24 protein-coding genes are annotated in these 20,225 nt (G+C 74.1%); 10 read left to right on the top strand and 14 right to left on the bottom strand.

All coding sequences use genetic code 11. From position 1 onward, the window contains the following. Positions 1-60 precede the first annotated feature (60 nt). Positions 61-654 carry a flavin reductase family protein gene (locus ABT122_RS27425; RefSeq protein WP_351557734.1) on the top strand — a complete coding sequence of 198 codons (594 nt, stop codon included), beginning with the start codon at positions 61-63 and terminating at the stop codon, positions 652-654. Positions 655-764: 110 nt separating this feature from the next. On the opposite strand, the gene arfB is transcribed toward ABT122_RS27425, so the two are convergent. Beyond that, a complete protein-coding gene (gene arfB / locus ABT122_RS27420; protein ID WP_351557731.1) occupies positions 765-1,193 on the bottom strand; it encodes an alternative ribosome rescue aminoacyl-tRNA hydrolase ArfB in 429 nt (142 codons plus the stop codon). A gap of 155 nt (positions 1,194-1,348) precedes the next feature. On the opposite strand from arfB, the gene ABT122_RS27415 reads away from it, so the two are divergent. Further along, on the top strand, positions 1,349-1,924 hold the full coding sequence (locus tag ABT122_RS27415; protein WP_351557728.1) for a TerD family protein: 576 nt from the start codon (positions 1,349-1,351) through the stop codon (positions 1,922-1,924). A 159-nt stretch (positions 1,925-2,083) separates the two neighbouring features. On the opposite strand, the gene ABT122_RS27410 is transcribed toward ABT122_RS27415, so the two are convergent. Both ABT122_RS27410 and ABT122_RS27405 read right to left on the bottom strand, forming a co-directional pair. Beyond that, positions 2,084-3,538, bottom strand: coding sequence for a M1 family metallopeptidase (locus ABT122_RS27410; protein WP_502976212.1), 1,455 nt, complete (start codon positions 3,536-3,538; stop codon positions 2,084-2,086). Between the two features lie 215 nt (positions 3,539-3,753). After that, complete coding sequence (locus tag ABT122_RS27405; protein ID WP_351557725.1) at positions 3,754-4,311, bottom strand: GlcG/HbpS family heme-binding protein; 558 nt, start codon at positions 4,309-4,311, stop codon at positions 3,754-3,756. Positions 4,312-4,566: 255 nt separating this feature from the next. Between ABT122_RS27405 and ABT122_RS27400 the strand changes: the two genes are divergently transcribed. The 3 genes from ABT122_RS27400 to ABT122_RS27390 all read left to right on the top strand — a co-directional run bounded on the left by ABT122_RS27400 (position 4,567) and on the right by ABT122_RS27390 (position 7,038). Continuing rightward, positions 4,567-5,796 (top strand): sensor histidine kinase, encoded by a 1,230-nt coding sequence (locus ABT122_RS27400; RefSeq protein ID WP_351557722.1) that lies wholly within the window; start codon positions 4,567-4,569, stop codon positions 5,794-5,796. Beyond that, complete coding sequence (locus tag ABT122_RS27395; protein ID WP_351557719.1) at positions 5,793-6,416, top strand: response regulator; 624 nt, start codon at positions 5,793-5,795, stop codon at positions 6,414-6,416. The genes ABT122_RS27400 and ABT122_RS27395 overlap by 4 nt, the downstream gene beginning before the upstream one ends. Before the next feature lie 211 nt (positions 6,417-6,627). Next, entirely contained in the window at positions 6,628-7,038 is a 411-nt protein-coding gene (locus ABT122_RS27390; protein WP_351557716.1) for a RidA family protein, read from the top strand. Here the strand turns inward: ABT122_RS27390 and ABT122_RS27385 are convergent. Then, positions 7,016-7,699, bottom strand: a complete 684-nt coding sequence (locus tag ABT122_RS27385; RefSeq protein ID WP_351557713.1) for a VOC family protein — start codon at positions 7,697-7,699, stop codon at positions 7,016-7,018. The two genes, ABT122_RS27390 and ABT122_RS27385, sit on opposite strands and share 23 nt — an antisense overlap. Positions 7,700-7,889: 190 nt before the next feature. On the opposite strand from ABT122_RS27385, the gene ABT122_RS27380 reads away from it, so the two are divergent. After that, positions 7,890-8,915 (top strand): Clp protease N-terminal domain-containing protein, encoded by a 1,026-nt coding sequence (locus ABT122_RS27380; RefSeq protein WP_351557710.1) that lies wholly within the window; start codon positions 7,890-7,892, stop codon positions 8,913-8,915. Between the two features lie 348 nt (positions 8,916-9,263). On the opposite strand, the gene ABT122_RS27375 is transcribed toward ABT122_RS27380, so the two are convergent. The 6 genes from ABT122_RS27375 to ABT122_RS27350 form a co-directional block, all read right to left on the bottom strand. Beyond that, positions 9,264-9,647, bottom strand: coding sequence for a hypothetical protein (locus ABT122_RS27375; protein ID WP_351557707.1), 384 nt, complete (start codon positions 9,645-9,647; stop codon positions 9,264-9,266). A 28-nt stretch (positions 9,648-9,675) separates the two neighbouring features. Beyond that, positions 9,676-10,596: a radical SAM/SPASM domain-containing protein gene (locus tag ABT122_RS27370; protein WP_351557704.1), complete on the bottom strand. Its 921-nt coding sequence runs from the start codon at positions 10,594-10,596 to the stop codon at positions 9,676-9,678. 86 nt (positions 10,597-10,682) lie between these two features. After that, a complete protein-coding gene (locus ABT122_RS27365) occupies positions 10,683-10,865 on the bottom strand; it encodes a hypothetical protein (RefSeq protein ID WP_351557701.1) in 183 nt (60 codons plus the stop codon). Then, complete coding sequence (locus ABT122_RS27360) at positions 10,865-11,008, bottom strand: hypothetical protein (protein WP_351557698.1); 144 nt, start codon at positions 11,006-11,008, stop codon at positions 10,865-10,867. The genes ABT122_RS27365 and ABT122_RS27360 overlap by 1 nt, the downstream gene beginning before the upstream one ends. Positions 11,009-11,105: 97 nt before the next feature. Next, positions 11,106-11,390: a hypothetical protein gene (locus ABT122_RS27355; RefSeq protein WP_351557695.1), complete on the bottom strand. Its 285-nt coding sequence runs from the start codon at positions 11,388-11,390 to the stop codon at positions 11,106-11,108. Next, complete coding sequence (locus tag ABT122_RS27350) at positions 11,390-11,812, bottom strand: hypothetical protein (protein ID WP_351557692.1); 423 nt, start codon at positions 11,810-11,812, stop codon at positions 11,390-11,392. The genes ABT122_RS27355 and ABT122_RS27350 overlap by 1 nt, the downstream gene beginning before the upstream one ends. 208 nt (positions 11,813-12,020) lie before the next feature. Here ABT122_RS27350 and ABT122_RS27345 point away from each other — a divergent pair, with 208 nt between their 5' ends. Together ABT122_RS27345 and ABT122_RS27340 are read left to right on the top strand one after the other, a co-directional pair. Next, positions 12,021-13,238 carry a helix-turn-helix domain-containing protein gene (locus ABT122_RS27345; protein WP_351557689.1) on the top strand — a complete coding sequence of 406 codons (1,218 nt, stop codon included), beginning with the start codon at positions 12,021-12,023 and terminating at the stop codon, positions 13,236-13,238. Continuing rightward, positions 13,235-13,783, top strand: coding sequence for a flavoprotein (locus ABT122_RS27340; protein WP_351557686.1), 549 nt, complete (start codon positions 13,235-13,237; stop codon positions 13,781-13,783). Before ABT122_RS27345 ends, ABT122_RS27340 begins: the two co-directional genes overlap by 4 nt. A gap of 498 nt (positions 13,784-14,281) precedes the next feature. Here ABT122_RS27340 and ABT122_RS27335 read toward each other — a convergent pair whose 3' ends face one another. From ABT122_RS27335 to ABT122_RS27325, 3 genes are read right to left on the bottom strand one after another with little or no spacing between them, the layout of a single operon-like run. Next, positions 14,282-15,808, bottom strand: coding sequence for a PTS transporter subunit EIIC (locus ABT122_RS27335; RefSeq protein ID WP_351557683.1), 1,527 nt, complete (start codon positions 15,806-15,808; stop codon positions 14,282-14,284). A gap of 55 nt (positions 15,809-15,863) precedes the next feature. Further along, the gene (gene murQ, locus ABT122_RS27330; RefSeq protein WP_351557680.1) at positions 15,864-16,805 is read right to left on the bottom strand and encodes an N-acetylmuramic acid 6-phosphate etherase; all 942 of its coding nucleotides are present in this window, start codon (positions 16,803-16,805) and stop codon (positions 15,864-15,866) included. A 56-nt stretch (positions 16,806-16,861) separates the two neighbouring features. Then, a complete protein-coding gene (locus ABT122_RS27325; RefSeq protein WP_351557677.1) occupies positions 16,862-17,800 on the bottom strand; it encodes a MurR/RpiR family transcriptional regulator in 939 nt (312 codons plus the stop codon). Between the two features lie 84 nt (positions 17,801-17,884). Here ABT122_RS27325 and ABT122_RS27320 point away from each other — a divergent pair, with 84 nt between their 5' ends. Both ABT122_RS27320 and ABT122_RS27315 read left to right on the top strand, forming a co-directional pair. After that, complete coding sequence (locus ABT122_RS27320; protein WP_351557674.1) at positions 17,885-18,241, top strand: DUF8819 family protein; 357 nt, start codon at positions 17,885-17,887, stop codon at positions 18,239-18,241. Then, positions 18,238-18,507, top strand: a complete 270-nt coding sequence (locus ABT122_RS27315; protein WP_351557671.1) for a DUF4031 domain-containing protein — start codon at positions 18,238-18,240, stop codon at positions 18,505-18,507. The genes ABT122_RS27320 and ABT122_RS27315 overlap by 4 nt, the downstream gene beginning before the upstream one ends. 28 nt (positions 18,508-18,535) lie before the next feature. On the opposite strand, the gene ABT122_RS27310 is transcribed toward ABT122_RS27315, so the two are convergent. Further along, positions 18,536-19,744 (bottom strand): Cmx/CmrA family chloramphenicol efflux MFS transporter, encoded by a 1,209-nt coding sequence (locus ABT122_RS27310; RefSeq protein ID WP_351557752.1) that lies wholly within the window; start codon positions 19,742-19,744, stop codon positions 18,536-18,538. Positions 19,745-20,225: the final 481 nt, after the last annotated feature.

Raw genomic sequence — 20,225 nt, 5'->3', positions numbered from 1 at the left:
GACCGCACTGGTCCCCTGGCCCGATGTGCGGCCCCGGTCCGCGCGGCTAGCGTGTCGGCTGTGCTCCCTACCGCTGCCACCGCAACAGCCGCCGCCTCCGCCTCCGCCCCCGGGGCCTCCGGCTCCGCCGCCCCGATCCCCCATGCTGATGGGGTGAGCAACGAGGAGTTTCGCGCGGCCCTGGCCCGGCTGGCGGCCGGTGTCGTCCTGGTGACCGCCCACGACGCCGACGACGGACCACGGGGCGAGGACGCGGGCATGACGGCGACCGCCTTCGTCTCGGTCTCCCTGGACCCCCCGCTGGTGATGATCAGTCTGCGCAACGGCTCCCGGATGGACGATCTGCTGGACGAGCAGCCGCTCTGGGCGGTCTCGGTCCTCTCCGAGGACCAGCGCCACATCGCCGGGCGGTTCGCCATGAAGGGCCGGGTCAGCGACCGGCTGCTCTTCGAGGACGTCCCCCGGGTGCGCGGGGAGCTGAGCGGTGCCCCGCTGATCGGCGGCGCGCTGGCGACGCTGGAGTGCCGGACCGAGCAGCGGGTGGTGGCGGGTGACCACACCCTGGTGATCGGGCGGGTGCTGTCCGCCGGTGTGCCGGTCGCCGAGGGCGGGCCGCTGATGTACTTCCGGGGGAAGTACCGGCACTTGGGGTGAGCCGTGGCCGCCCGGTGCGCCCGGGGCCCGGTGCGCCCGGGCCGGCGGGGCTCCCGCCCGGCTCGTCCGTCCGGTCCGGCTCGTCCGTCCGGTCCGTCCGGTCCGCAGGGTCAGCCCCAGTCGCGGCCCGAGCGCCCGCGCTTGGTGTCCGAGCGCTGTTTCTTCTCCCGCAGCCGCCGCTCGTTGAGCCCGCGCGGGACGCGGGTCGCCCGCCGGGGCTTGGGCGGCGGCGCGGTCGCCTCCGCCAGCAGCGCCGCCAGGCGGACCGCCGCCGTCTCGCGATTGCGCCACTGGGAGCGGTGCTCCGACGCGCGCACGGCGATCACACCGCCGACCAGCCGTCCCGCGAGCCGCTCCAGCGCCCGTTCCTTCCACACCGGGGGCAGCGCTTCCGTGCGCGCGAGGTCGAAGCGCAGCTCCACCTGGGAGTCGCTGGTGTTGACATGCTGGCCGCCCGGCCCGGACGACCTGGAGAAACGCCAGATCAGCTCGGCCTCCGGGAGGGAGACGGAGCCTCGGATGACATAGGGACCGGACATGCCCCCATCGTCCCGTGTCCGAGATGTTCACGTCATCTCGATTTCCCTGGAACTTCCCTGGAACCTGTGGGTCCTCCGTCTGCGTTAAGACGGGTAACGGCAGCGCCGGGACGACCCGGGGCCGCCGCACACTCGTACACGAAGGGGACTTCCCAATGGCAGTAAGCCTGACCAAGGGCGGCAACATCTCGCTCACCAAGGAGGCCCCGGGGCTGACCGCCGTCACCGTCGGCCTCGGCTGGGATGTCCGTACCACCACCGGCACGGACTTCGACCTGGACGCCTCCGCGATCGGGGTCAACGCCGCGGGGAAGGTCGCGTCCGACGCCCACTTCGTCTTCTTCAACAACCGGGCCACCCCGGACCAGACCATCGTCCACACCGGTGACAACCGCACCGGCGAGGGCGGCGGCGACGACGAGCAGATCAATGTGAACCTGGCCGGTCTCCCGGCCGATGTCACCAAGATCGTCTTCCCGGTCTCCATCTACGACGCGGTCGCCCGCACGCAGAACTTCGGCCAGGTGCGCAACGCGTACATCCGTGTCGTCAACCAGGCCGGCGGCGCCGAGATCGCCCGCTACGACCTGAGCGAGGACGCGGCCGTGGAGACCGCGATGGTCTTCGGCGAGCTGTACCGCAGCGGCGCGGAGTGGAAGTTCCGCGCCGTCGGCCAGGGGTACGCCTCCGGTCTGGAGGGCATCGCCCGCGACTTCGGCGTCAATCTCTGACACACCCGTCCGGCACCGGCGGCGCGCCGGCCCCGGGAGCACTCCCGGGGCCGGCGCCTGGCGCGGCCGTGGCGCACGGTGCGCCCCGGCCGCCGCCTCCGGGCGCGCGTCTCGGCGACGCGCCGCTCCGGAGAGGCGGGGCCCCGCCGCGCTCCGGCGTCAGTGCCGCGCCGGGCGTCCCTCCCCGTACAGCCAGCCCCGCCACACCGCGTCCAGCTCCCGGCCCGAGGACCGCTCGGCCCACGCCGTGAACTCCCCGGTGGAGGCGTTGCCGTGCCGGTGCTCCCGCGCCCACCCGCGCAGAATCCGCGCGAAGGCCGCGTCCCCGACCGCCCGCCGCACCTCGTGCAGCACCATCGCGCCCCGCCCGTACACCGGAGCGCCGGAGATCCGGGCGGCCGACGGCGGATCGGCCGGGGCGAAGGACCAGTTGTCCCGCTCCGCGTACGCGGCCTCGAAGCTCCGCTCCACCGGCACGGACTCGAACTCCGCCGCCCACATCCACTCCGCGTAGGTCGCGAAGCCCTCGTTGAGCCATATGTCCCGCCAGGACCGGGGCGTCACCGAATTGCCGTACCACTGGTGGGCGATCTCGTGGACCAGGGTCCGCACGGTGAGGAGGCGGGCCGGGAAGACCGGCCGGCTCTGTGTCTCCAGGGCGTAGCCGGCCACCCCGTCGGGGACCACGATCGCGCCGATGGACGAGAAGGGGTACGGGCCGAAGTGCCGCTCCGCCCAGGCCAGCACCTCCGGGATGCGCCCGGAGAGCGTCTCCTCCACCGCCGGGTCCACGGCGGTGATCACCGGCAGACCGGCCGGGGTGCGGGAGGAGGTGATCCGGTACGGGCCGATCGCCAGCGTCGCCAGATAGCTCGCCATCGGCTCCGCCGTGCGCCAGCGGAAGGTGGTGCGCCCGCCGCCCGTGTGCTCGCCGTCCGTGTGCTCGCCGTCCGTGTGCTCGCCGTCCGTGCGCCCGCCGTCCGCGCGCTCCCGCGCCGGTTCCCCGTTGGAGACCGCCTTCAGCCCCCGGGGCACGGTGACGGAGATGTCGTACGCCGCCTTGTCGCTCGGGTGGTGGTTGCCGGGGAACCAGGCCATCGACCCGGCGGGCTCCCCGAGCGCGAGCGCGCCGTCGCGGGTGGGGAGCCACCCCTCGTCGGAGCCGTCCGCGTCGGTGATCGTCCGGGGGGTGCCGGAGTAGCGGACGACCGCACGGAAGACCGCGCCCGCCGGGATACCGGTGCCGGGCCGCACGGTCAGCTCGTCACCGGACCGGCCGGTGGCGGCCCGCTCGCCGCCGACGGTGACCCCGTCGGCGGTCAGCCCGTGCAGATCGAGATGGAAGGCGCCGAGCGTCCGCAGCGCGCGGGCGGTGATCTCCGCCGTGCCCTCGATCCGCCCGGTGTCCGGGTCGTAGTCGAGCGCCAGCCGGTAGTGCCGGACGTCGTAGCCGCCGTTGCCCAGCCGGGGGAAGAGCGGATCACCGAGCCCCGCGAGCCCCGGCCCGTCCCGGACCGTGCCGAGCCCGCCGCCGGTGCACCCCCCGAGGAGGCACACCGCCACGGCGGGCAGCAGGACACGGCGCACGGCGCATGACCGGATCACGCGCCGCATCCTAGGGTCTTCCGTCCGGATCGGGCTGGATCAGTGAGCGGGCCCGGTGCCGTGCGTCGCCGGGCGGAGGATGTGAGCCACCGCGGGTCCCTCCCGTGCCCGTCAGGGCCCAGGGGGCCCTGCGTGATGGACGCCAACGCGGCGAGGCGCGGTGCCGGGGCACGCGAGCCCAGCAAGATCTCAACGGAGGGCCCCGGGCGGCGGAAGGGCGTGGTTCAGCGGCTGAGGGCCGCGACACCCGCCTTGGCGAACTCCTCGTCCTGGGCGCCGCTCGGCGCGCCCGCCACACCGATGCCCGCGATCGGTGCGCCCTTGACCTGGACCGGCGCGCCGCCGCCCAGGAACAGGGTGCCCGGGATGTCCTTCAGGTTCGGGGTCGACTCCAGGCGCTTGACCAGCTCCGAGGTCGGCGCGTTCCAGGAGACGGCGGTGAACGCCTTCTTCTCGGCGGACTCGTAGGACTGCGGGCCCGCGCCGTCGCCGCGCAGCGTCACGATGGTGTTGCCGTTCCGGTCGACCACGGCGACCGTCACCCGCTGGCCGGCCCGCTCGGCCGCGTCCAGCGTCGCCCGCGCGGCCTTCGACGCCGCGTCGACCGTCAGATGCGTGGTCTGCTGGAGGCTGCGGTGCGAGGGGTCGGCCTTGACCGCGGCCCGGGACTCGGCGGCGGGGGCGGAGGCGTTCGCGGAGACCGCGCCGAACGCTCCGGCGCTGAGGGCGACGGCGGCGGCGGTACCGGCGAGGACACGGGTGCGGGTCGACAGCTTCTTCATGGCCTGGGCTCCTGTGCTGGTGGGGTGCTGCTGCTGGTGGAGGGCTGGTGGTCGCCTTCCGCCACCGATCCTGTCGCCGGCGGCCGCCCCGGCGGATCGGCGTACCGGCTGGACCGCGCAGGCATCATGGTGGAGGCGGGTGTCAGCCGATCGGCTGATGCGGCGGGCCGCCCGCCGGGTCACGATGCGAGGAGGGCCGGCGGCGGAGCACGCGCAGACCGTCGGCGGAGCACGCGGAGAGAAGAACGGCGAACGATGTCCCAGCACCCGACCCCCGTGGACGCCCGGGACCCCCTGGCGCGCGACACCCGGGGCGCGGACCGGGACAGCCGGCTCCTCGACGCCGTCATGGACACGGCCTTCCTCGCGCTGCTCGCCGGGGCCCTGCTGCGGTATCTGATCCGGCACCCGGAGAGCCCGGCGGTGCCGTGGGTCATCGGGCTCGGCACCGCCCTCGCCGTGCTCCAGCTCCCCGGGCGCCGGCTCGCCGCCCGGCTCCACCCGCGCGGCGAGCCCATCCGGCTCGGGCTCGTCGTCGGCTGCTGGGTGGTGGTCGTGCTGCTGGCGCCCAGCTTCGCCTGGTGCGCCGTCCCGCTCATCTACACCGGGCTGCGCTCGCTGCCGACGCGGGCGGCCGTCGCCCTCGTCGCGGTGCTCTGTCTGCTCGTCGTGATCGCGGAGTGGCGGCTGCGGCAGGGCATCGACCCGAACCTCTTCCTGCTGCCGCCGGTGGTCGCGGCGCTCGCCACCGCCGTCTTCCTCCATATGCGCCGCCAGGCCGACCGGCTGCGGGCCCTCGTCGACGACCTGGTGCGGACCCGCCGGGAGCTGGCCGCCACCGAGCGGCGCGAGGGGACCCTCGCCGAACGCCAGCGGCTCTCGATGGAGATCCACGACACCCTCGCGCAGAGCCTCTCCAGCCAGCAGATGCTGCTCCAGGCCGCCGAGCGCACCTGGGGCAGCGACCCCGGGCGGGCCCGCGCCCATGTCCGTACCGCCGAGTCCATCGCCGAGCGGAGCCTCGCGGAGGCCCGCCGCTTCGTCCACGACCTCGCCCCCGCCGAACTGGCGGAGGGCGGCGGGCTCGCCCAGGCGCTGCGGACGCTCGCCGAGCGCGAGACCACCGACGCGCTGCGGGTCCGCTTCCATCTGGACGGAGCGCCCGTCGCCCTGCCCGACCGGGTGCAGTCGGCGCTGCTGCGGATCGCCCAGGGCGCGCTGGCCAATGTGACCGAGCACGCGGGCGCCACCACGGCGGCGCTGACCCTGAGCCGGCTGGACGACCAGGTGGTGCTGGACATCGCCGACAACGGGAGCGGGTTCGAGCCGGGGGAGTCCGCGCCCGGGGTCCGGGGGCACGGTCTGCCCGCGATGCGGGCCCGGCTGCGGCAGCTCGGCGGGACCCTGACCATCGAATCGGCGCCCGGGGAGGGGACGGTCGTCTCGGCCGCCGTGCCCCTGGGGCGCCCTCTGGAGGACCGATGACCGCCGTACGGATTCTGCTCTGCGACGACCACGCCGTCGTCCGCGCCGGTCTGCTCGCCCTGCTCGGCAGCGAACCCGACATCGAGGTGGTGGGCGAGGCGGGCAGCGGGGAGGAGGCGGTGGCGCTGGCGGCGAAGCTCCGCCCGGACGTGGTGCTCATGGACCTTCAGCTGGGGCCCGGGATCGACGGGGTGGAGGCGACACGGCGGATCGCGGCGCCCGATGTGCATGTGCTGGTGCTGACGACGTACGACACGGACGCGGACATCACCCGGGCGATCGGGGCGGGGGCGACCGGGTATCTCCTGAAGGCGGAGCGCCCCGAGGAACTCTTCACCGCGATCCACTCGGCGGCGCGGGGGCGCACCACGCTGTCGCCGCCGGTGGCGAGCCGGGTGATGGACCGGATGCGGGGTGGGGGGCTGCCGGAGCTGACGGAGCGGGAGCGGGAGATTCTGGGGCAGTTGGGGCGGGGGGTGGGGAATCGGGAGATCGCGCGGGAGTTGTTCATCAGTGAGGCGACGGTGAAGACGCATCTGGGGAGGATTTACGCGAAGCTGGGTGTCGACACCCGGGCCGGGGCGGTCGCCTTCGCGAAGGAACACCGCCTTCTTCCCTGACGCGCCCCTCGCGGGGCACGGCTCCCGGCCTGATGGTGTTCGAGCCGGCCCCCGACCGTGGCCCGCAGGGTGCGGGGTCCTGTCGCACAGGGTCCGTCCCCAAACTCCCCGGAGCCGGCTCCGGGAGGTGCCGCCGGACGGGCCGGGATTGCTCGGGTGGCGGGAGGGAAAAGAAGGTGCTCCCGGGGGAGGGAAGGGCGAGACTCGGGGGATGAGTTCCAGGATCACACGGATCAACCCCCCCTCCCTCCACCCCACCCCCGGCTACCACCACATCACCCTCACCCCCCCTTCCCTCACCGCCCACCTCGCCGGCCAGTGCCCCCTCGACCCCTCCGGCACCCTCGTCGGCGAGAACGACCTCGGCGCCCAGATCGACCAGGTCGCCGCCAACGCCCTCACCGCGCTCCGCTTCGTCGACGCCGGGCCCGAGCATGTCGTCCGCTCGGTGATCTACGTCGTCTCCGACGACCCCGCCGCCCTGGCCGCCGCCTGGACCCGGCTGAACGAATCCGTCATCGCCGAGGCGTTCACCAGTGCGAGCACCCTCCTGGGTGTCGCCCGGCTCGGGTTCCCCGGGCAGCTGGTCGAGGTCGACCTCACGGCCGCGCTGCCCGGCTGATCCGGAGGGCGAGCCCCTCGGGGGCGTACAGCACCCCCTCCCTCACCTCGCCGCCCGAGCGGGCCGCCGCCTCCGACACCGCCCCCGGGTCGTCCACAGCGACCTCCAGCCGCCAGCCGGGCTCCCCGGGCGCGGCGACCACGTCGCCGGGACGCGGCTCGACCCCGAGCGCGTCCCGGTAGAAGGCGCGCGCGCCCGCCGGGTCGGCGCACGCCAGGACCATCCGGTGCGGCAGGCCCGCCGCGCCCCCCGCCGGGAACCCCCACCCGGTGAACTCCCTCGCCTGCCAGAGCGAGACCGCCGCGCCGAACGGATCGACCAGCGTCGCCATCCGCCCCTGGTCCCCCGCGTCGAACGGCTCCACCACCAGCCGCGCCCCGCCCGCCACCGCCCGCTCGGCCCGCCGGTCCACCTCGTCGACCGCCAGGTAGTACGCGAGGTGCGCGGGCGTCCCGGGCGGATAGACCGGCGCGGACAGATCGCTCACCCCGCCGATCCGCCACCCGCCCGCCGATATCTTCACCGCCCGCCGCCAGTCCTCCTCGTCCACCGCGAACCCCCACCCCAGCACCGCCCCGAAGAACTCCCCGGCGGCGGCCGTGTCCCCGGTCTTGAGATCCAGCCAGCAGAAACCGTTCAGCGAACCGGGACGGGCGGTCATCGACACTCCTGACGAACGGAAGACGGAAGTCGGAAGAGGGAAAGCCCCAAGACTTTCGGGTACGGGCCGGCCCGGCCCGGACGTGATTCTTCAGCCGAAGGGAGATCGCGGCAACGACATTGTGGGGACGCGGTGGCCCCCCGCCCCCCGCGAAGCTCTCCCCATGAGCGGCGACAGCGGGGAGAACGGGATGAGGACGAGGCCGGCGATCGTGGAGGCGGACTGGAGCGTGGTCGGTGTCCTGGGCGCGGCCTGGGGCGCGGTGGACGACGGCGGCGACACCATCGGGACCGAGCATCTGCTCGCCGCCCTCGCCAAGGCCAGGGGCCCCGTCGGTCGAGCGCTCGGCCGGACGGGGGCGACCATGGCCGCCCAGCTGGCCGTCATCCGCGACCGCGCCTCCCGCCCCGGCTCCTGGGCCGGCACGGACGACGCCGGGGGAAGCGTTCCGTCCGTGGAGGTGCTGGGCGACGACGGCCACCGCGGCCGCCGGCTCACGGGCGCCGCGACCCGGGCGTTCCGGTCCGCGATGGAGGACGCCCGGCGCGCGGACGCGCTCAGCTGCTCGGTGGAGCATCTGCTGCGCGGGCTGCTGGCCGACGAGGACAGCCGCGCCGCCGAGGTCCTGCGGATCTGCGGTACGTCCCCCGGGGAGGTGCGGAGGCTGCTGGACGACGACACCCTCCCCCCGGCGGCCGACGGTCTCGGCCCGGAGCTGCGGCCCACCCGGGACACCCTGCTGGGCCGTCGCCCGCGCACCGGGCGCCCCTTCTGGCTGAGGGTGGTGCTGTTCCTCGCCCGGGGCGCCAACCTCGCGGCGAACCCGGTCGCCTGGGTCGCCCTGGAGACCGTCGACCAGTCCCGCAGGACCGGTCAGGAGACCGGCACCGAGCATCTGCTGCTGGCGGTCCTCGCCACCCACGAGGTGGGGCTGCGCTATCCGCACATGGCCGGCGAGGGCGCCGCCGACCCGGAGGTCCGCTCGGCGGGCGGCGCCCGGCTGGCCGCGATGGGCGCCCGCTACGCCCCGCTCCTCCGGGCCGTCGAGCGCGCCGGCACCGATCTCGGCCCGGACGACCGCCCCTTCGACGCCTATCTGGACGCCGCCGGCGGCGACGGGGGAACCGGGCCTCTGGTGGACGCCCTCCTGCGGGGCGGGACCCGGGCCCGGCGGCTCCTCGTATCGCTGGGCCTGGACCCCTCCGCGCGGCCCTGACCGGGGAATCGGGCCGCTGAGCCATCGGGCCCGCTCCACCGGCACCGGTCGACGGCGCCCACCCCACCGGCACCGGTGACCGGAGCTTCGATGCCATCAGCCCCGCCACCGGAGCCCGCGCCGGCTCGGTCCCGCTCCTCCGCCGATCGCGGCACGGCGGTCCGTGCCACGCGCCGCGCCCGGCTCCTCCGGCCGTCCTGGTCTGCCGGCGAAGGAGGAGCCCTTCGTCCCGGCCGCCCCCGGCCCCACCGTCGGAGGATTCCGGCCCACCGGCCGGGAGGTCGTTCATGGGCGCGACCCTTACCCGATTCGGTCGCCTCGGGTGGTACCGGAGCCGCCGGCCGCCGATCAGTGGAGCCGGTCGGCCCCTGAGTGCCGCTGGAGCGGAACCTCGCTGCTCGCCCTCGCTGAGTCTCCCTCTCGGAGCGCGGCGAGCCTGCGCAGGTACAACTGTCCCGCGTAGTACGACGACTCCGCCGGGGTGGCCGTGCTGGTCTCGATGATCCGCTGGGCCGCCGCCTTCAGCGCGGCGGCCCACGCGAGGGTGTGCTGCCGCGCGTCACGGCCGCACTCCTGGGGCTCCCCAGGGAGGCAGAGCGGCAAGGTGGGGCCCACCTTGTTCGCGGCGTGCCGTACATAACCGGCGAACAACTGCCACTGCTCCTCGTGCCGCTCCACCGGGTCACCATGGCCCTCAAGCCAGGCGATGAAATCGTCGCCGTGATCATCCATGAAAGTACCTCCGACTCGCTCGGCGTGGTCACCGATCGTAGTCAGCGTTCCGACTCCGGGACCGGCTCTTCGCCGTGCCTCGGACGACCATCGGAGGGCACGGCTGACAGGGCCCGCACCAAGGGAGGCACGCAGGCGGAGTGCAGGACTCCGGGCTGCTGTCCTGGGCTGCCTGGATACGGGCCCGCGCCATCGCCATCGCGCTGCCGCTCCAGATGGTGGAAAGGAGCGCCCTTCGGACGTTGCCGACCGTCATGAAGCGGGACATCACACAGGGCCAGACGTCACCGGTGGGCCCGATCGCGAGGCTGCCCCGTCCGCAGTGTCCGCACAGGTCCGCGATGGTTGGCGCCGCGCCTCGGCTCGCGCGGCCGAAGGCCCTCGCCCGGTCTCCGCCGACGTTCCCGAGACCGAGGTCCCTGAGATCCTGGCGGGCCTGCCCTGCCCGCTGGCCAGGGCCGACCTCGATGGTCGATCCTCTGACCGAAAGACCCAGCCTTTGGGCCTTCTGGATGTTGGCCCTCGTGCGCCTGTGGGAGCCCTGGCGGACCGTGACAGCATCGTGCTCGGCGGCCTGGTCCGAGTAGTACGAGGTGGCCAGGTCCACCCGCTGCGCCACGAAGGTCTCCCACAGCGAATCACTCACGTGGGTGAGGTTGCTGTAGACCTCGATCCCGGTGATGCCCCGGTGCCGGACATGGTCGATCAACTCCGCCAGGTGCGGGTAGAGACAGGGCTCGCCGCCGATGAACTGGACGTTCCCCACACCCATGTCGGCGAGCTGATCGATGGTGGACTTCCAGTCGCCGACCGTCATCGTGCCGTGGGTGCCCCTGGGGCTGGAGTCGGCGTAGCAGTGCGTGCATTCCAGATTGCAGAGGCCAGTGACTTCCAGCCAGGCGAAGCCGAGCGAAGAAGCGGGCGCGGGCGGTAAGGCGGCAGTGCTCATCAGAGCCTCCTGGTCCGAACGCGGGGCAGGTGGTGGGTGTGAGCGCCGCTGTCGAGAGGCGGCGACGAGTTCTGTCCGGGACGGTCTCAGCCGGGCGGCGGGGGCGGTGCGGACGCGGGCTTGGGGGCCGGCGGCCGTTCGTCGAGCAGCCGGGCCGAGCTGTCCCAGACATGTCCGATGGCCGAGAGGACGCAGATGGCGGCGACGACCCAGGCGCCGAAGTCGTCGGGTGGGCGGGTGATCCGCTGGGTGTGTGGGAACCAGGGCATCAGGTCCGCCTCTTCCGGGGGTGGCGGACATCGGTGGTGCCGGTGCGGGTTCCGCTCTTCTCGTCCGCCAGGGCCTGGTCGAGCCAGGCGCGGATGATGAGGGGCTCGACGAAGTCGTCGCCGAGTGGCTTGATGCGGAACATGATGGGTTCGCCATTCGTGTCTGGGTGCCCCGGCCTGCCCGGGGGCGGCAGGCCGGGGCGGGGAGGCCCGGCGTCAGGGGGGTGACGCGGGCGTGGCTCAGGGCCGACGGCCGGGCGGTACGGGGATCATCACGCCGGAGCTGCTGCCCGTGTCCAGCCACCGGGTCTCGGGCGGGGGTTGGCGGAGGGCTTCCGCGAGGCGCTCGGCGACCTCCGGCGGCAGCGGGCCGATATCGACGAACGGCCGACCGTGCCGGGTGACCACCGATCGGATCGACCGCCACACCCGCTCGGGTACCCCGGCCGCGTCGAGCGCGTCCTGGAGGGCGCGGGTCGCCGTCTCAGCGCGGTCGCGGCTGTCGCGCCAGAGCTGCATCTCCATCAGGAACGCTCCGTGCTGAAGGGCGTCGGGACGGGGCGCCGGAACTCGCACCCGGCGCGCGCGACCCGCTTGTGGCCGTCCTGGAGCAGGGCGGCGACGGCCTCCGGGTCGCACAGGCGGCCGGGGCGGGTCATGGGGACGCACCAGTGCAGTCCGGCCCCGGTGTCCTCGGCGCTGCGGTCCGGACGGGGGACGGTGACCCAGGCGCCGGTGGTGAGACAGGCGGCGAGTGGGCACGTCCAGGTCTCGGCGGTCTGCGGGGGCACGAGGGCGTAGTACCAGCGGGTGTCGCAGATGACGGGCCCCGCGAGGGCCTGCGTGAGCCCGGCGGAGACCGGGGCGTGGTCGACGGCGCCGACAGCGGCGTGGACGATGTCCCCGGGCATGCGGACGGCGTCGAAGCGCCGGCCGGTCGGGAGCATGGTGACGGGGCCGGCGCGCCAGTGCCCCCAGGCGTCCCGCGGTCTGCCCAGTGAGTCGGCGAGCCACTGGCCAACTGCCGTCTCTGTGCTGTTCTGCATGGCACTCCGTCCCGAGGGGCACTAGCGGTGATCGGCTTCCAACTCACCGTAGGGTGGGGTACATCTGGAGTAGGCACGCAGAGTGCGTGCCTTGCCCTGGGAGCCGTCGATGGAGACGGGACACATCGGTCGGCGGATCGCGTACTGGCGAGACCGCCGAGGCCTCACCCAGACCGACTTCGGCCGGCTGATGGGGCAGACAAAACGCTGGGTGCAGGACATCGAGGGCGGGAAGCGTCAGAGCGACCCGCGTCTCTCGGTCCTCGTGCGCGCGGCCGAGGTCCTGCGCATCCCCCTGGAGCAGCTCTTGTGCGACGGACCGCCCGCGCCGAAGCCGGGCACCCTCCCTCCTCCCGAGGCGCTGCGTGTCGTCGACGCGCTGTACGGGGCCGCGCCGGATGACCGGCCGGTGCAGTCATCGGGTGTGCTGCGCCGGAGGCTCGCCTACTGCTGCGAGGCCTTCCAGGCCTGCCACTACGCGGCGCTCGGACGGGATCTGCCGGACCTCGTACTGGACGCGGAGCGGGCCGCGCACTCCGCACCCGCCGGGGAGACGGCTGCCGCGCGGGCGCTGCTGTCCCGCGTGTACCAGCTGGTGACCTCGTATCTGCACAAGTACGGGCAGGCGACGGCGGTCCAGGCCGCGCCGGCCGCCGACCGGGCGCTGGCGGCGGCGGAGCGGTCGGGTGACCCAGTGCAGATAGGGGCGGCAGCCCGGCGCATCACGAAGAGCCTCGTCCACCAGCACCGTGCGCAGGCCGCCGTGGATTTCGCGACCGCGGCAGCGGGCCGGCTGGCAGCGGACCTGTCTGCCCGAGGGCCGCTGGGGCTGTCCACGCTGGGGATGCTGTATCTGTCGGCCGCGCTGGCCGCGTCGTCGCAGGAGCGGACGCCCGCCCGGGTGCGGGCCGTTTCCGATCTGGTGGACGAGGCCGGGGAGGTGGCGAACCGGCAGGGCGGAGACCGTGACGAGGACTGGACGCAGTTCGGGCCGACGAATGTGGGCCTGCACCGGGTGGACCTGCTGGTGCGCCTGGAGGACGGCTGGTCGGCGCTGGAGGCCGCCGACGAGCTCGCACCGGAGGGCATCAGCGGGCTGAGCCGCGAGCGGACGGTGGGCCTGCACCTGTCGAAGGCACGCGCCGCGCTCTTGACACGGCGGAGACAGCGGGCCGTGTCGGAGCTGCTCGCGGCCGACGGGCTCGCGCCCGAGGAAGTAGCGGGCCGGCCGGATGCTGTGAGTCTTGTGAAGGACGTGGTCCGCGCGACAGCGAACCCCAGTGAGGAGTTGCGGGCGCTGGCGGAGCGCTGTGGACTGCGCGGATGACAACGCGAGTGCTGTATCTGATTGCCTGTGCCGCGGGCCCCACCCAGTACGTCGGGACCGGTGTCCGCCGGGCTCAGGAAGCCGGCTGGGACGTGTGCCTGATCCTGACCCCGTCCGCTGCCCGGTGGTGGAACGACCGACTCGGTGAGCTGAAGGAACTGACCGGGCACCCGGTGCGATCCCAGTACAAGCTGCCCGGCGAAAGGGACGCGCTCCCGAAGGCGCACGCGATGCTGGTGGCGCCCCTGAGCTGCACGAGCCTGAACAAATGGGGGGCGGGGATCGCGGACACGCTGGCCATCGGGCTGGTGTCCGAGGGCGTCAACATGGGCGTCCCGACGGTGGCGATGCCGTACTTCAACCGGGCTCAGGGCGCGCAGCCGGCGGTGGCGCGCGGCATCGCGGACCTGCGCGCGCAGGGCGTGGTGTACCTGGACGGGGCGGAGGGGTACGAGCCGCATCCGCCGAAGCGGGGGAACCCGGAGCACTTTCCGTGGGAGCGGGCCCTGGGGGCCGTCGACGCGGCACTCCGCGAGGCAGGATAGACACCCGTCCCGGACGGACTGATCGCGCTGGAGACGGCTGGGTGGCGGGAGCGGCGGGACGACTGCTGGGCACCCGATGCGGCGATCCTGGTAAGGCTGACGCGACTACGGCGTCGAAGTCCTCCTGGACAGCCTCCCGGAGGACGCGGGCATTCGTGGTCGGTGCACGGGTTTCGGGGGCCCGGACAGAGTGGCGCAGCGGGCGCCCGCCGTGACGACGAGGCGGCCTCAGCGCTGCGGGGTGCCTTCTCCCGCGCGGCGCGCTCCTTCTTGGCGCGGGCGATCCGCCCGGCGGACACCCGCTTCCGGGCCTCCGCGCTCTCCAGCTCGTACCCGACTGGGGTCACACCGAAGTCGCGGGTCCCGCACACGTAGCCACCGCGAGGGCCCGCCAGGCCGGACTGATCGCCCCGCTGCTCCAGCGACGCACCACCACAGGTGGGGCAGTCGGCCTGAGCCATGCGACACATTCCAACCCTCCCCCCCCGACCGGGATGGTCATTCCGCAGCGGCGGCCGGCCGGGCATCGCCCCGACCCGCCACGGACCCTTCCGCTGTCCCGGCCCCGGCCCCGGCCCCGGCCTCCGGCACCCCCCGCAGCCCGAACCAGTACGTCGCGCAGAACCCGGCCGCGTACCCCGCCAGCAGCCCGCCCGCGTAGACCGCGACCGTGCGCGCGAGACCCCCGCTGCCCTGGAGCAGCGGGAAGAGCGCCCATCCCGACGGTCCGATGGCCGTCGAGCCGACCGTGGTCCCCAGCATGTGGAAGAAACCGACGAACCCGCCGCCGAAGGCCCCGCCGACACAGGCCGTGACGAACGGGCGGCCCAGCGGCAGCGAGACCCCGTAGATCAGCGGCTCGCCCACGCCCAGCAGTCCCGCCGGGAGGGCGGAGCGGATGGTGGCGCGGATGCGCGGGTCGTGCGGGAGCCGCAGATAGACCGCCATCGCGGCCCCGACCTGCCCCGCGCCCGCCATCGCCAGGATCGGCAGCAGCACCGTGGCCCCCTGCTGCTCGATCAGGGTGGCGTGGATCGGGATCAGCGCCTGGTGCAGCCCCAGCATGACCAGCGGCAGGAACAGCCCGCCGAGCACGAACCCGGCGAGCGCCCCGCCCCCGGCGAGCAGCGCCCCCGCGAAGTCGCCGATGGCGGTGGCGACCGTACCGGCGGCGAACATCAGCCCGTAGACGGTGACCAGACCGGTGATGAGCACCGTCAGCGCCGGTGTCACCAGGACATCGAGCGCCCCCGGCACCACCCGCCGGCACGCCCGCTCCACGTACACCGCGAGCACCGCCGCGCCCAGCGCGCCGAGGACACCGCCCTGCCCGGGGGAGAGCCGCTGGCCGAAGGCGTCGATCCGCTCGACCCCGGGGAAGACGATGATCGCGGCGACCGCGCCGCCCAGGATCGGGGTGCCGCCGAACTCCTTCGCCGCCAGATAGCCGACGAAGACGGGCAGCAGCGCCATGAATCCGCCGGTGAGGGCGGTGAGCGCGGTGGTGAGCCCCGGCAGCAGACCGAGGTTGACCAGCAGTCCGCCCAGTCCGGCGAGGATGCCGCAGCCGATGAGGGCGGGGATCAGCGGGACGAAGACCTGGGCGATCCGGCGCAGCAGCAGCTTGCCCGGGGTGGCGTTGCGGGCCTTCCGCGCCGCCTTGAGGGCCGCGCCCCGCTCGGCGAGCCCGGGTCCGCCGGTCCCGGGTCCGCCGGTCCCGGTCCCGGTTCCGGTCACCGGTTCCCCGCTCCCGGCCGCCATCAGCCTCTCGAACGCGGCGGTGACCCGGCTGACCGCCCCCGGGCCGAGGACGATCTGGTACGTATCGCCCTCGACCACGCCCAGGACGGCGGGGAGCGCCCGCAGTTCCGGTTCCCTCACCCGGGCGCGGTCGCGCACTCCGAGCCGCAGCCGGGTCATGCAGTGGGCGACGGAGGTGATGTTGGCCGCGCCGCCGACGAGCGGGAGGATCGCGGCGGCGACGGCCCGGTGGTCATCCGGGGGGTTCTGGTGTCTGTGAGGCATGTGGGGCTGCCTTGCTGTGCGGTGTGCTGTGTGCCGAGCGGCGGGTGCCGCGCGGTCACTCCCTGACGGCGGACCGGAGCGCGGCGCGCAGATGGCCGCCGTTCTCGGTGAGCAGACGGCCGGCGGTGGGGGCGTCGACCCGGCCGATGAGGGTGAGGATGGCGTTCTTCACCTCGCCGTCGGTGGCGGCGAGGGCGCTCTCGATCTCGGCGTCGGACGCGCCGGTCGCGAGCGAGACGATCCGGCGGGAGCGGGCCCGCAGCTTCTCGTTGGAGGCGCGGAGGTCGACCATCAGATTTCCGTAGGTCTTGCCGAGCCGGATCATGGTGATGGTGGAGATCATGTTGAGGACGAGCTTCTGGGCCGTGCCGGCCTTCAGCCGGGTGGAGCCGGTGAGCAGCTCGGGCCCGGTGACCACCTCGATGCCGTGGTCGGCCGCGGCGGCCAGCGCGCTGCCCGCGTTGCAGGAGAGCCCGATGGTGAGCGCGCCGAGCGAGCGGGCGTGGGTGACCGCGCCGACGGCGTACGGGGTGCGGCCGGAGGCGGAGATCCCCACCACGGTGTCGTCGGGGCCGATGCCCAGCCCGTCCAGATCGGCGGCGGCCAGCTCCGCGCTGTCCTCGGCGCCCTCGGCCGCGCTGAGCACGGCGCCGGGGCCGCCCGCGATCAGACCGACCACCTCACCGGGGTCGGTGCTGAAGGTCGGCGGGCACTCGCTCGCGTCCAGCACCCCCATCCGGCCGGCGGTGCCGGCGCCCGCGTAGACGAGCCGCCCGCCGCGCGCCATCCGCTCGGCGGCGGCGTCGATGGCCGAGGCGATCTCCGGCAGCCGGGCGGCGACGGCGTCCGGTACGGTCCGGTCCTCGCCGTTCATGGTCCGGGCGATGTCGAGCGTGGGCAGCCGGTCGATCTCGGCCAGCTCGGGCCGGAACGCCTCGGTGGTGAGGGAGTCGAGCTGGGCGCGGAGTTCACCGTACGCGGGTGAGGTGGAGGTCATCGAGCACGCTTTCCTTCGGTCTGTCCGTCTGTTCTGCTGCGGTCGGTCCGTGTGTGTCAGCGGCTGGTGCCGCGCGGGCTGTGGCGGTGGGCGAGGGCTTCGTACGAGGCGGAGAGAGCGGGCGCGGCCGTCTCGTAGGTCCGCTGGGCGACTCCTATGAAGAGGCAGTCCACGACGAGGAGCTGGCTGGTGCGCGACGACATGGCGGCGGGCCGCAGCTCGCTCTCGCGCGCGGTGGAGGTGGTCAGCACATGGTCGGCGTACTGGGTGACGGGGCCGTCCGGGCGGCCGGTGATGGCGACGGTCGTCGCCCCGTGCTCGAAGGCGGTGCGCAGCGGCTCGATCACATCGCCGGTGGAGCCGGAGTGGGTGATCGCGATGGCGACATCGCCGGAGCGCAGCTGCACGGCGTTGGTGACGGCGAGATGGGGATCGGTGTGGGCGTGGGCGATCAGGCCGATCCGCAGCAGCTTCTGGGCCAGGTCGAGGCCGACGAGCGAGGAGGCGCCGACCCCGTAGATGTCGATCCGGCGGGCGGTCGCGGCGGCGGTGACGGCGGCGGCGAGCTGGACGGTGTCCAGTCCGGCGGCGGTGTCGGCGAGGGTCTGCTGCTCGTCGCGGGCGAGCTTGGCGACCACCTCGGGGAGGGGGTCGTCGACGGCGATGTCGGCGGTGACGCTGGGCGCCCGGCCGGACTGCTGGTGCGCGGCGAGCCCGGCCAGCGCGAGGCGGAGATCGCGGTAGCCGGGGTAGCCCAGCAGCCGGGCCGTGCGGACCACGGTCGCCTCGCTGGTGCCGGTCAGCTCGGCGAGCCCGGTGACCGTGAGCGCGGCGCACGCCGCCGGGTTCTCGGCGACGGCCCCGGCGACCCGCTGCATGGAGCGGGTCATGGACGGGGTGAGTGTGCGGACCTTGGCGGCCAGGGCGGCCGGAGCGGGTGGCGGGGTCTCGGCGCGCACCCCGGGACTGAAAATTTCCTTCAGCGAGTCGGTCACATTTGAAAGATATTTTCACTATTTGGGTGTGGTCAACCCCTGCTGGGCGGACGGAGTGTCCGCCGTCCGGGGGACAATGGGCCCATGGACGCCTCCGACCCGCGTGAACAGGCCCTGCACACCGCCCGCGCCCTGATCTTGGCCGATCTCGCCGCCCGGGATGTGGCGGATTCCGGAGTGGTCTCCCTGGTCGAGGAGTCGGTGACACACCGCCGCTGGTGGGTCGAGCAGTGGCCGGACGGCCTGGAGTACGTCACGGGCCTGATCGCCCAGGACGTCCAGGACGCCCTGCTGGAGCGGCACGGCCGCTGGCCGCTCTGCCCGGTCTGCGACTCCGGCGATCCGCACGCCCTGGAGATCGAGCCCGAGCTGGGGGCGGACCCGCGCTGGGTCTGCCACAAGGCCGGGGTGACGGTCGCCAGGGTCGGCGAGCTGGCGTGACGGTCTATATCGACCCGCCCGCCTGGCCGGGCCACGGCCGGATGTGGTCGCACCTCGTCAGCGATGTCTCCTTCGGCGAACTCCACCGCTTCGCGGCGGGCATCGGCTGCCCGCCGCGCGCCTTCGAGCGCGACCACTACGACCTCCCCTCCGACCGCTACCGGGACGCGGTCGCGGCGGGCGCGGTGGAGGTGTCGAGCCGCGAGGTGGTGCGGCTGCTGGTCGCGGCGGGGCTGCGGCGCCCCAAGGGCCGGGCCGCCCCCTGACGGGGTCCGGGCCGCCCCGTGGGCGGCGCTATCCCTTGACGCGGGTCCCGGCACCGGCCGAGGCCACCGCCGGCGACACCATCACCGTCCGCGACCGGCCGTGCAGCCGCAGCGAGACGGCGACGAGCGCCAGCGCCACCACGGTCATCGCCGCACCGGCCCAGGCCGTCGACGCGTACCCGAGACCGGCGTCGATCACCGTGCCGCCCAGCCAGGGCCCGCCCGTGTTGCCGAGATTGAACGCGGCGGTCGTCGTGGCGCCCGCGAGCGTCGGGGCCGCGCCCGCGACATTGAACATCCGGGCGTTCAGCGCGGGAGCCGTGTAGAACGCCGAGACCCCCAGCAGGAACGAGAGCGTGACCACGGCCACCGGGCTGGAGGCGAGGAGCGCCAGCGCCGCCAGGAAGACGGTCGACGCGGTGATCCCGCTGAGCAGCACCCCGAAGAGGTGGGCGTCCGCGACCCGGCCGCCCACCGCCGTACCGATCAGCGCACCGAGCCCGAAGAGCCCGAGCACACTCGGCACCCAGCTCTCGCCGAGCCCGGCGACATCCGTGAGCAGCGGCGCGAGATACGAGAACGCGCAGAACACCCCGCCCGCGGCGAGCGCCGTGAGCCCGATCGCCAGCCACACCTGACGGTCGCCGTAGATCGACAGCTCCCGCTTCAGCCGGGGCCGCTCGGCGGGCAGCGGAATGCGCGGGATGAGGGTCACCACACCCACCAGCGCGATCGCGGACGACAGCCCCACCGCCCAGAACGCGGACCGCCACCCCAGATGGTCCCCGAGGAAGGCGCCGGCCGGCACCCCGAGCACATTGGCGATGGAGAGCCCGCCGATCATGACGGCCATCGCCCGCGCCCGCGCGTTCACCGGCACCATCGCGATGGCGACGGACGCCCCCACCGCCCAGAACCCGGCACACGCGAGCGCGCTGATCACCCGGGACGCGAAGAGGATCTCGTACGTCGGCGCCAGCGCGCCCGCGACCTGCCCGAGGCCGAAGACGGTGATGAGCGCGACGAGCGTCGTCTTGCGGGGAAGCCGGAGCGTGGCGACGGCGAGCAGCGGCGCGCCGACGACCATGCCGATCGCGAAGGCGGATATCAGCAGACCGGCCTGGGGGATGGAGACGTCCATGTCCTCGGCGATCGGCGGCAGCAGACCGGAGAGCATGAACTCGCTCGTACCGAGAGCGAAGACGGAGAGACCGAGGATGTAGACGGCGAGGGGCATGCGGGGGCGCGGCGGGGCGGAATCGGGCATGACAGGGGTAACGGGGGTGGTCGGGGCAGGCATTCCCGGGGGCGGGGGAATTCACCGGGCTGTAACCCGGGGTCTCTGCCGGCCCGGGGAAGCGCCCGGGGTCTGCGCGGGCCCGGGGAAGCCGGCCGCGTCCTGCCCGGCCCCGGGGCCCGGGCCCGTCGCCGCGCCCGTCGCCGCCGCCAAGCCCTCCCCCGACGGGGCCGCCTGCCACGGGGCGGCCTCCGGCCGCGCCGCCGTGGCCGTGCGGAGCCCCGGGTGCCCTGCGCCTGCCCGCTGCCGGTGAGCTGTGCTCCGGGCGTCCGCTCCCGTGTGCGCGGCGGTGTCAGTTCTCCGTGCGGCGGAAGGTGAGTGTCAGTCCCCGGGTGCCCTGCGCCTGCCCGCTGCCGGTGAGCTGTGCTCCGGGCGTCCGCTCCCGTGTGCGCGGCGGTGTCAGTTCTCCGTGCGGCGGAAG

This window comes from Streptomyces sp. NPDC001985, from assembly GCF_040296845.1.
Lineage (GTDB): Bacteria > Actinomycetota > Actinomycetes > Streptomycetales > Streptomycetaceae > Streptomyces.
This window is presented reverse-complemented; position numbering and strand designations above follow the sequence as displayed.